At 74.3% G+C, this 9845-nt stretch carries 9 protein-coding genes; 6 read left to right on the top strand and 3 right to left on the bottom strand.

The window, feature by feature from the left end; genetic code table 11:
- Positions 1-32: 32 nt before the first annotated feature.
- Both CBZ_RS13835 and CBZ_RS13830 read right to left on the bottom strand, forming a co-directional pair.
- Complete coding sequence (locus tag CBZ_RS13835) at positions 33-1439, bottom strand: cystathionine beta-synthase (protein ID WP_130782103.1); 1407 nt, start codon at positions 1437-1439, stop codon at positions 33-35.
- A gap of 85 nt (positions 1440-1524) precedes the next feature.
- Positions 1525-2343 carry a Bax inhibitor-1/YccA family protein gene (locus CBZ_RS13830; RefSeq protein WP_130782102.1) on the bottom strand — a complete coding sequence of 273 codons (819 nt, stop codon included), beginning with the start codon at positions 2341-2343 and terminating at the stop codon, positions 1525-1527.
- A 239-nt stretch (positions 2344-2582) separates the two neighbouring features.
- On the opposite strand from CBZ_RS13830, the gene CBZ_RS13825 reads away from it, so the two are divergent.
- The 6 genes from CBZ_RS13825 to CBZ_RS13800 all read left to right on the top strand — a co-directional run bounded on the left by CBZ_RS13825 (position 2583) and on the right by CBZ_RS13800 (position 7930).
- On the top strand, positions 2583-3530 hold the full coding sequence (locus CBZ_RS13825; protein ID WP_130782101.1) for an ABC transporter ATP-binding protein: 948 nt from the start codon (positions 2583-2585) through the stop codon (positions 3528-3530).
- The gene (locus CBZ_RS13820) at positions 3527-4405 is read left to right on the top strand and encodes an ABC-2 transporter permease family protein (RefSeq protein ID WP_130782100.1); all 879 of its coding nucleotides are present in this window, start codon (positions 3527-3529) and stop codon (positions 4403-4405) included. Before CBZ_RS13825 ends, CBZ_RS13820 begins: the two co-directional genes overlap by 4 nt.
- Positions 4406-4516: 111 nt before the next feature.
- The gene (locus CBZ_RS13815; RefSeq protein ID WP_130782099.1) at positions 4517-5530 is read left to right on the top strand and encodes a serine hydrolase domain-containing protein; all 1014 of its coding nucleotides are present in this window, start codon (positions 4517-4519) and stop codon (positions 5528-5530) included.
- A 111-nt stretch (positions 5531-5641) separates the two neighbouring features.
- Entirely contained in the window at positions 5642-6097 is a 456-nt protein-coding gene (locus CBZ_RS13810; protein WP_130782098.1) for a MarR family winged helix-turn-helix transcriptional regulator, read from the top strand.
- Between the two features lie 99 nt (positions 6098-6196).
- Positions 6197-7063, top strand: coding sequence for a siderophore-interacting protein (locus tag CBZ_RS13805; protein ID WP_130782097.1), 867 nt, complete (start codon positions 6197-6199; stop codon positions 7061-7063).
- Between the two features lie 84 nt (positions 7064-7147).
- Positions 7148-7930, top strand: a complete 783-nt coding sequence (locus tag CBZ_RS13800; RefSeq protein WP_246013386.1) for an alpha/beta fold hydrolase — start codon at positions 7148-7150, stop codon at positions 7928-7930.
- An 8-nt stretch (positions 7931-7938) separates the two neighbouring features.
- Here the strand turns inward: CBZ_RS13800 and CBZ_RS13795 are convergent, their stop codons facing one another.
- Positions 7939-9612 (bottom strand): cation:proton antiporter domain-containing protein, encoded by a 1674-nt coding sequence (locus CBZ_RS13795; RefSeq protein WP_130782096.1) that lies wholly within the window; start codon positions 9610-9612, stop codon positions 7939-7941.
- Between the last annotated feature and the right edge of the window lie 233 nt (positions 9613-9845).

The raw sequence follows: 9845 nt of genomic DNA, 5'->3' as shown, positions 1-9845 counted from the left end.
CGGGCCCGGTCGAGGGAGGCGGGGCCGCCTGGTCAGCGCGCCAGGAAGCCCAGCAGGTCGTGGCGGGTCAGCACACCCACCGGCGCGCCGTCGTCGACCACCATGAGCGCGTCCGCCCCCTGCAGCGCCGCGCGCGCGTCGTCCACCGACTCCCCCGCCCCGATGAGCGGGAACGGCGCCGACATGTGCCGGTCGACGCGGTCGGACAGCGTGGCCTTGCCGGAGAAGACGGCGTCCAGCAGGTCCCGCTCGCTCACCGACCCGGCGACCTCGCCGACCTTGACGGGCGGCTCCGCACCGACGACGGGCATCTGCGAGACGCCGTACTCGTGCAGGATCTCGATGGCGTCCCGGACGGTCTCCGTGGGGTGCGTGTGCACGAGGTCGGGCAGCGTGCCCGTCTTGGTGCGCAGCACGTCGGCGACCGTGGACCCCTCGTCGGCGGCGAGGAACCCGTACGACCGCATCCACGAGTCGTTGAAGATCTTCGACAGGTACCCGCGCCCGCCGTCGGGCAGCAGCACGACGACGACCGCCCGCGCGGCTGCCTCCGGGTCACGCTCCTGCAGGTCGCGGGCGTACCGCAGCGCCGCCTCGACGGCCATCCCGCACGAGCCCCCGACGAGCAGACCCTCCTCGCGTGCCAGGCGGCGGGTCATCGCGAACGAGTCCGCGTCGGAGACGGCGATGATCGCGTCGGGCACGGCCGGGTCGTACGCGGTCGGCCAGAAGTCCTCGCCGACGCCCTCGACGAGGTACGGCCGCCCGTCGCCGCCCGAGTACACCGAGCCCAGCGGGTCCGCGCCGACGACGACGACGCGACCGCCGTCCGCCTCGGGCCGGTCCGCGGACACGTCGTGCAGGTACCGGCCCGTGCCGGTGATCGTGCCGCCCGTCCCGACGCCCGCGACGAGGTGCGTGACGCGCCCGTCGGTGTCGGCCCAGATCTCCGGGCCCGTCGACTCGTAGTGGCTCGCCGGACCGTTCTGGTTCGCGTACTGGTTCGGCTTCCACGCGCCCTCGATCTCGCGCGTGAGCCGGTCCGACACCGAGTAGTACGAGTCGGGGTGGTCGGGCGGGACGGCCGTGGGCGTCACGACGACCTCGGCGCCGTAGGCCCGCAGCACGTCGCGCTTGTCCTGGCTGACCTTGTCCGGGCAGACGAACACGCAGCGGTAGCCCTTGCGCTGGGCGACGAGCGCGAGCCCGACGCCCGTGTTCCCGGAGGTCGGCTCGACGATCGTGCCGCCGGGGCGCAGCTCGCCGCTCGCCTCCGCCGCCTCGATCATCTTCAGCGCGATGCGGTCCTTCACGGAGCCGCCCGGGTTCAGGTACTCGACCTTGGCGAGGACCGTGGCCGTCAGGCCCTCGGTCACGGACGACAGCTTGACCAGGGGCGTGCCGCCCACCAGCTCGGAGATGTGCTCGGCGTACTTCACCCACAAGACGCTACCGGCCGGTAGCGCACTCGACGCGCGCTACCGGCCGGACAGGCGAGGCGGGGCGGACGGGGCCGCCCCGAGGTCACTCGCGGAAGATCGCGATGAGCCGCAGCAGCTCCAGGTACAGCCACACGAGCGTGACCGTGAGGCCGAACGCCGCGGACCACGCGAACTTGGCCGGGACGCCCTGCTCGACGCCGCGCTTGATCGAGTCGAAGTCGACGATCAGGCTCGCCGCGGCGAGGCCGACCGCGAGCAGGCCGACCGCGACGCCGAGCCAGCCGGCACGCAGCGGGCCGAACTCGCCGCCGTTCGGGACGACGAACATGAGGACCACGTTGACCAGCGAGAACACCAGGTAGCCGACCATCGCGATGAGCAGCCAGCGGACGAACTTGCCGGTGACGCGCACGCGACCCGAGCGGAACAGGAACAGCGACGCCGCGAACACGGAGAACGTCGCGAGGACGGCCTGCACGACGATCCCGGGCCACTGCTGCTCGAAGTACAGGCTGATGCCGCCGAGGAACATGCCCTGCGCGACCGCGTACAGCGCGATGAGGACCGGGCTGGGCTCGCGCTTGAACGCGTTGACCAGGCCGAGCACCAGGCCGACGACCGCGCCGACCATCCAGAGCCCCGGCACGAGGGTCCACGTGACCGCGGCGCTCACGACGAGCAGCGAGAACACGCCCGCCGTCTTGATGATGACGTCGTCGTAGGTCAGACGGCCCGTCTCGCGCGGCGTCGCGGACGGCGCCTCGTACATCTTGTCGAGCGTGACGGCGTCGATCGTCTGCGTCGTCGTCGCCCCCACCCCCGCACGCGCGCGCGCCTCGCGGACGCGCTTGTCGTTCGGGTCGCCGAAGACGGGACTGTTGCTGAAGACAGGGTTGCTCATGGCGTCCTCCGGGACGGCTTGGGCAGACGGTGGGTCGACGGGTGCTGGCAGGAAAACGGGTCGTTCATCGTACGGAACGCGGACGATGCTCAGATCGTTCCAAGGTCTGACCCGGTCGGCCACCCTGATCAGATCTCAGGGTGACCCCGAGGCCGATATCCGTCCGACGACGGATGCCCACGTCATCCCCGGCCGCCTAGGGTCGAGGACGTCACCGCTCCCCGACATGAGGACAGACGATGATCGAGGCCCAGGGCCTGACGAAGAGGTACGGCAGCAAGACCGCCGTGGACGGCATCTCGTTCACGGTGCACCCCGGCAAGGTCACGGGCTTCCTGGGCCCGAACGGCGCCGGCAAGTCCACGACGATGCGCATGATCATGGGCCTCGACCGGCCCACGCACGGCTCGGTGACGGTCAACGGCCGCCCCTACGCCCAGCACCGCTCGCCCCTCACCGAGGTCGGCGCGCTGCTCGAGGCGAAGGCCGTCCACACGGGCCGCAGCGCCCGGAACCACCTGCGCGCGCTCGCCGCGACGCACGGCATCGGCGAGAGCCGCGTCGCGGAGGTCATCGCGATGACCGGCCTCGACGCGGTCGCCAAGCGCCGCGTCGGCGGGTTCTCGCTCGGCATGGGCCAGCGGCTGGGCATCGCCGCGGCGCTGCTCGGCGACCCGCGCACGCTCATCCTCGACGAGCCCGTCAACGGCCTCGACCCCGAGGGCGTGCTCTGGGTGCGCAACCTGGTGAAGTACCTCGCCTCCGAGGGCCGGACGGTGTTCCTGTCCTCGCACCTCATGAGCGAGATGGCGCTGACCGCCGACCACCTGGTCGTCATCGGCCGCGGTCGCATCATCGCGGACGCCCCCGTCGACGAGGTCGTCGCCCGTGCCACCCGCGCCACCGTGCGGGTCCGCTCCCCCCAGGCCACCGAGCTCGCCGGGCTGCTCGCCTCGCCCGAGGTCACGGTCACGGCCGTGTCGCCCGGGCTGCTCGAGGTGCACGGCGCCACGTCGGAGGCCGTCGGCGAGGTCGCGGCGGCGGGACGGCTCGTCCTGCACGAGCTCACGCCGGTCAGCGGCTCCCTCGAGGAGGCGTACATGAGCCTCACCTCGGACGCCGTCGAGTACCACTCCGCGGAGGTCCCGCACGCCGACACGACGACGAGCCAGGAGCAGGCCCGATGAGCACGACCACCAGCACCACGCCCGCCCTCACGAAGGCCGGCCCGGCCGCGGCGTCGCCGTACAAGGTGTCGTTCGGGCACCTGCTGCGCGCCGAGTGGATCAAGCTCTGGACGGTGCGCTCCACGGTCTGGACGCTCTCGATCATGGTCGTCGTCATGGTCGGCCTCGTGGCCGCCGTGAGCGCGCTCGGCGCCGCCAACATGGGCCCCGGCGAGGGCGGCGGCGGGGGCGAGGGACCGGCGTTCGGCTACGCCGCGTTCGTGCCCGCCGTCAACATGGCGTCGCTCGCCGTCGTCGTGCTCGGCGTCCTCACCATCACCGGCGAGTACACGACCGGCATGATCCGCTCGAGCGCCGCCGCGGCCCCGCGCCGCACGCCCGTGCTGTGGTCGAAGATCGTCGTCCTGTTCTCGACGATCCTCGCCGCGTCCGTCGTCGCCGTGGCCCTCGGCTACCTCGTCGAGGTGCTGATCCTCGGCGGCAAGGACCTCGCGATCGACCTGTCCGACGGGCAGGCCCTGCGGGTCCTCGGCGGCTGCGCGCTGTACCTCGCGACGATCGCGATCTTCGCGTTCGCGCTCGGTGCGCTCATGCGGCACTCGGCGGCGGCCCTCGCCACCGTGCTCGGCCTGCTGCTCGTCATCGAGACCGTCATGTCGGCGATCCCGTGGAAGCCGCTGCAGTACATCAGCCCGTTCCTGCCGGCGACGGCGGGGTCGAAGATCACGCAGCCGGACGAGCTCAACGACATGATGAACTCGATGAGCGAGGTCGGCGCGAACCTGTCGGCCTGGCAGGGCTACGGCGTCCTGGTCGCGTGGGTCGTCGTCCTGGTGGCGCTCGCGGCGTTCCTCATGAAGCGGCGCGACGTCTGACGGTCTGACCGACCGACCGCCTCCGACGGCACCGAGGCGCACCTCGCGGTCCGAGCCACCGGCTCGGCGCCCGGGGTGCGCCTCGCGTCGTCCGACGACGAGGAGCCCCGCATGACTCCCCTGCTGCGCGGCCGGCACCGCCCCGTGCCCACCACCGGGACGACGGGCGACGCCGCGCTCGCCACCGCGGTCCGCACGGCGTCCGCCGACGTGCGGACGCGACGGCTCGCCGTCGCCGTCGTCGCGGGCGGGCGGACCACGTACGCCGGTCTGGGCGCGGACGACTCCACCGCGTTCGAGATCGGGTCCGCCACCAAGGGCCTCACGGGCCTGCTGCTCGCCGACGCCGTCGAGCGCGGCGAGGTCACGCTCGACGACCGTCTCGGCGACCACCTGGACCTCGGCGACGGGGCGATGGCCGACGTGCGGCTCGGGGCGGTCGCGGCGCACGCCGCAGGGGTGCCGCGGCTGCCCGTCGACCCGCGGTTCCTGGCTCGCGGCACCTGGGCGACGCTGCGCGGCCGCAACCCGTACGCGGGGATCGACGGGCCGGCGCTGCTCGCCGCCGCCGCACGGACCCCGGTGGCCGCGGACCCGCGCCCGGAGTACTCGAACCTCGGGGCGGCGCTCGTCGGGCAGGCCCTCGCCGCCCGGGCGGGCGTCCCGTACGGCGCGCTGCTGCGGGACCGGGTCACGGGTCCCCTGGGGATGACGCGCACCACGGTCCCCGACGGCTCGGACGGCGGGCTCGTGCCGGGCACGAGCCGTTCGGGTCGGCGGCAGGAGCCGTGGGTCATGGACGGGTTCGCACCCGCGGGCGCGGTGCGCTCCACCGCGGGCGACCTCGCGCGGCTCGTCGCTGCGATGCTCGACGGGTCGGTGCCCGGTGCGGCCGCGCTCGCACCACGGTCGGACCTCACCCCGGACGACCGCGTCGGGCTGTTCTGGCTCACGCGTACCGGCCCGTCCGGCCGTGTCGTCTGGCACAACGGCATGACCGGTGGCTTCGCGTCGTTCGTCGGGGTGGACCGGGACGCGGGCCGTGCTGTCGCGGTCCTGTCCGACGTGGCCGACCCGGTCGACGAGGTCGGCCGAAGACTGCTGGCGGGGACGTCGGGCCCCTGAGGACGACGTCGGCGGCGTCCTGGTCCGACGGTCCGGACGGCCGGCCGCGCGGTCCGTCGCACGAGGCGTCCGTCGGTACGGTGCCCCTAGTCCCGATCCCCGGAGGACCCCATGGACGACCCCGTCCCCGACGTCGAGGAGCAGGTCGCGCTCCTGCTGCGCCTCGCCGACCGCAACCGCCGTCGCAGCAACCGCCTCGACGGCACGCTCGAACGGTCCGCCTACCTCGCGCTGCGCCACCTCGCGCTCGCCGGACCCTCCGGCATCAACGAGATCGCCGCCCACCTGCGCCTCGACGGCTCGACCGTCACCCGTCAGGTCCTCGCCATGGAGACCGCCGGGTACGTGACCCGCGGACGCGACGACGCCGACGGCCGCCGGGCCGTCGTCACCATGACCGAGGCCGGCGCACGCGCCCTCGAGCACACGCGCGCCGTCCGCGCCGAGGTCTACGGCGAGATCCTGCGCCGCTGGTCCACCGAGGACCGCCGCACGCTCGCCGACGTCCTCACGCGCCTCAACACCGACCTCGACGGCGACCTCGACCGGGCCGCCGAGCAGCGCTGAGCTCGGGCCGGGAGGGGCCGACGACCCGCGGCGGACCACGGGCTGGACGACCGGACGGCCGCCCGCGCGGACCACAGGGGCGGCGACTACGGTGACCCGGTGACCGACGCGCCCGCCCGTCCCCGTCCCGCCCCGCTCGTCGCCGAGGTGCTGCGCACCGAGCGGCTCTCGCGCTCCTTCGTCCGCGTGGTCGTGGGCGGTCCCGGGCTCGACGCGTTCGAGCCGTCGCCCCACGCGGACTCCTACGTCAAGCTCGTCTTCCTGCCGCCCGCCGCCGACGGTCACCGGCCGCGCCGCGACGACGGCCGGCTCGACCTCGACGCGGTCCGCGCGGCCCTCGACCCGCAGGACGCCCCGCGGCTGCGGTCCTACACGGTCCGGACGTACGACCCCGCGACGCGCGAGCTGACGCTCGACCTGGTCGTGCACGGCGACGACGGCGTCGCCGGCCCGTGGGCCGCGGGTGCGAAGGCCGGCGACGAGGTGCTGCTGATCGGCCCCGGCGGCGCCTGGTCGCCCGCCCCCGACGCGGCGTCGCACCTGCTCGTCGGCGACGCGAGCGCCCTGCCCGCGATCGCCGTCGCGCTCGAGCGGCTCCCCGCCGACGCCGTCGGGCACGTGGTCGTCGAGGTGCACGAGCCCGACGACGAGCTGCCCCTCGCCGCGCCCGCGGGCGTCCGCGTGCAGTGGGTCCACTCGGGCATCGGCGTGCCCGGTGTCGCGCTCGTCGAGGCCGTCCTCGCGCTGCCGGAGCTGCCCGCACCCGTCAGCGCATTCCTGCACGGCGAGGCCGGTGCCGTCCGTGAGCTGCGCCGCCACCTGCGCGCCGACCGCGGGATCACCCGCGAGCACCTCTCGGTGTCGGGCTACTGGCGGCTCGGGACCGACGACGAGGGCTGGCGCGCCGGCAAGAAGCAGTGGCTCGCGTCGATCGAGGAGTCCGAGTCGGTCGCGGGCCTCTCCTGACGCCCGACCGTCTCCGCCCCGCACGACGCCCCCGAGCGCGGGGGCCGGCGCCTGGTGTGGGTGCCCACATCTAGGGTGCGCGGCGTGCACATCGAGGAACGCGGCTCCGGCACCCCCGTCATCCTGCTCCACGGGTTCGGCGTCGACCACCGGATCCTGCTCCCGCTCGACCCCGTCCTGGCCGCGCACGGCGGCTGGCACCGGCTGTACGTGGACCTGCCGTGGACCGCGGGGACGCCCGTCGGGGACGTCACCAGCAGCGAGGACGTCGCCGCGCTGGTCGTCGCGACGGTCCGCGAGCGCCTCGGCAGCACGCCGTTCGCGGTGCTGGGCAGCTCGTACGGCGGCATGATCGCGCGCCGCGTCGCGCACGAGCTGCGCGACCAGGTGCTCGGGCTCGCGACCGTCGCCGGGCTGTGGGCCGCCGACCCCGACGCCCGCACGCTCCCGCCCCGCACTGTGCTGCACACCGACCCGGCCGCGCTGTCCGCCGCCCCGCGCGACGTCGCGAGCGGCTACGCCGAGATGGCGGTCGTCCAGTCGGCCGCCGGGCTCGACGCCTACCGCCGCCACGTGCAGCCCGGTGTCGACGGCGCCGACGAGGCGGCCCTGGCACTCCTGCGCGCGCGTTACGACCTGGACGCCGCACCCGAGGTCGCCTGGCCCGAGCCGTTCACGCAGCCGACCCTCGTCCTCGCGGGCCGCCAGGACCACGTCGTCGGGTACGTCGACGCGTGGCGCCGGCTGGACCACTACCCGCGGGCGTCGTTCGTCCTGCTCGACGCCGCCGGGCACAACGTGCACCTGGACCAGCCGGAGCAGACCGCCGCCGCCCTCACCGCGTGGCTGGACCGCCTGCGCGCCTGACCGTCGTCCTACGCGGGCTCGGCGTGCCGGTCGAGCGGGTCGAGCACGTCGAGCTCGTCGCCCGGACGGGCCGGCGGGTGCTTGACGGGCGGCGTCCCTCCGCGCCCCTGCAGCAGCACCTCAGCCGCGTGGTCCGCGAGCGCGAAGCCCGCCGAGCCGTACAGGTGGAACACCGCGTCCGCGCCGTGCCGCTGGAGCTCGCTCACGTCGTCGTCGTACCGGGCGACCGCGGCGACCTTGCCCGCGAACCCGGCGGCCTGCAGGCGCGCGAGGGCGATGAGGTTGGCGTTGTGGAACGGCATCGCGAGCACGGCCATCTTCACGCGGCCCGCGCGCTGCACGCGGTTCCAGAACTCCAGGTCGGTCGCGTCGGCGCGCACGACCTCGAAGCCCTCGTCCTCCAGCGCGGCGACGCGCGTGCGGTCGTGCTCGACGCCGACGACCGACAGCCCGTACTCGTCGCGCAGACGCGCGTACGTCGCGGCGCCCACGCGGCCCAGGCCCAGGACGAGCGCGTCGGCGGCCCCGACGTCCACGAGCCGGTCGTCCGGGTGCAGCCGGTCGCTGTCGCGGGCCGGGAGCAGGCGGGACAACCGCGAGGCGAGCTCGACGCCGCGGCGGTTGACGATCGCCGACAGGCCGAAGCTGAAGGCCACGGCGAGCGACACGACGACGACCCACTGCTCGTCGAGCAGCCCCGTCGAGGCGCCGACCGCGACGACGATGATCCCGAACTCGGAGTAGTTCGACAGCACGAGCCCCGCGAGGAACGACGTGCGCCGCCGCAGGCGCATGAGCCACAGCATCACCGCGTACGCGGCGACCTGGAACGGCAGGAGCAGCAGCAGGAGCAGCGCGAGGCCGATCTCGAGCAGGTGCGGCGTGCCGTGCAGCCCGATCTGCACGAAGAACGCGACCAGCATGAGGTCCTTGAACGTCATGAGCGACCGGGACAGCTCGCCCGCCTGCGGGTGCGACGCGAGCAGCACGCCGACGACGAGCGCGCCGACGTCACCGTCGATCCCGACCGCCTCGAACAGCCCGTAGCCGAGCACGACGGCCACGACCACACCGAACAGCGCCTGCAGCTCGCCGTGCCCCACGCGGTCCCAGATGCGGTGCAGGACCCACCGGCCGGGGATCAGCAGGAACAGCAGCAGCGCCCACGGGCTCGGCGCCTCGCCGCTCGACAGCGACAGGAACGCGACGGCGGCGACGTCCTGCATGACGAGCACGCCGACCGCGATCCGCCCGTACAGCGACGTCGTGTCCGACCGGTCGTCGAGCACCTTGACGACGAACACCGTCGAGGAGAACGCGAGCGCGAACCCGACGAGCGCGAGCGCGCGGAACGACTCGTCGGCGACGAACCCGAACCCGACGACCGCGAGCAGGCCGATGAACCCGACCGCGAGCGCGACGCTGACGACCAGGTGCGCGACGGTCGTCAGCCAGATCTCGCGGCGCAGCAGCGTGCGGACGTCGAGCTTGAGACCGATCGCGAACAGCAGCAGGACGACCCCGAACTCGGCGATCGGCTCGAGGTACGGCAGCTCCGGAGCTCCCCCGGCGCCGAGCGCGAACCCGGCGGCGAGGAACCCGACGAGCGGCGGCAGGCGCAGCAGCACCGCCACGAGCCCGCCCACGAGCGCCGCGGCGAGGTACAGGGCCGCTGCTGCCATCAAGGTCCTCCCGGGTCGGCGTGGCCCCGGTGCAGGGGGTTCCATCTTGCCCGTTGCGCGGGGGCGCGGCGGCGCACGACCGGCCGCAACGACGCCGGATCACCCGGCGCCGCCGCCGCACCCCTGCCGGTCGGGCCCCGCCGGGCCGCGTCGGTTCGGCCCGCCGGGTCCGGTCGGTCGGGCTCCGGTCGGTCGGGCTCCGGTCAGTCGGCGGCGGCCGCGGCGGCCGCGCC

It is taken from the genome of Cellulomonas biazotea (assembly GCF_004306155.1).
Classification (GTDB): domain Bacteria; phylum Actinomycetota; class Actinomycetes; order Actinomycetales; family Cellulomonadaceae; genus Cellulomonas; species Cellulomonas biazotea.
The sequence above is the reverse complement of the archived record's forward strand: the minus strand, read 5'-3'. Positions and strand labels throughout refer to the sequence as shown.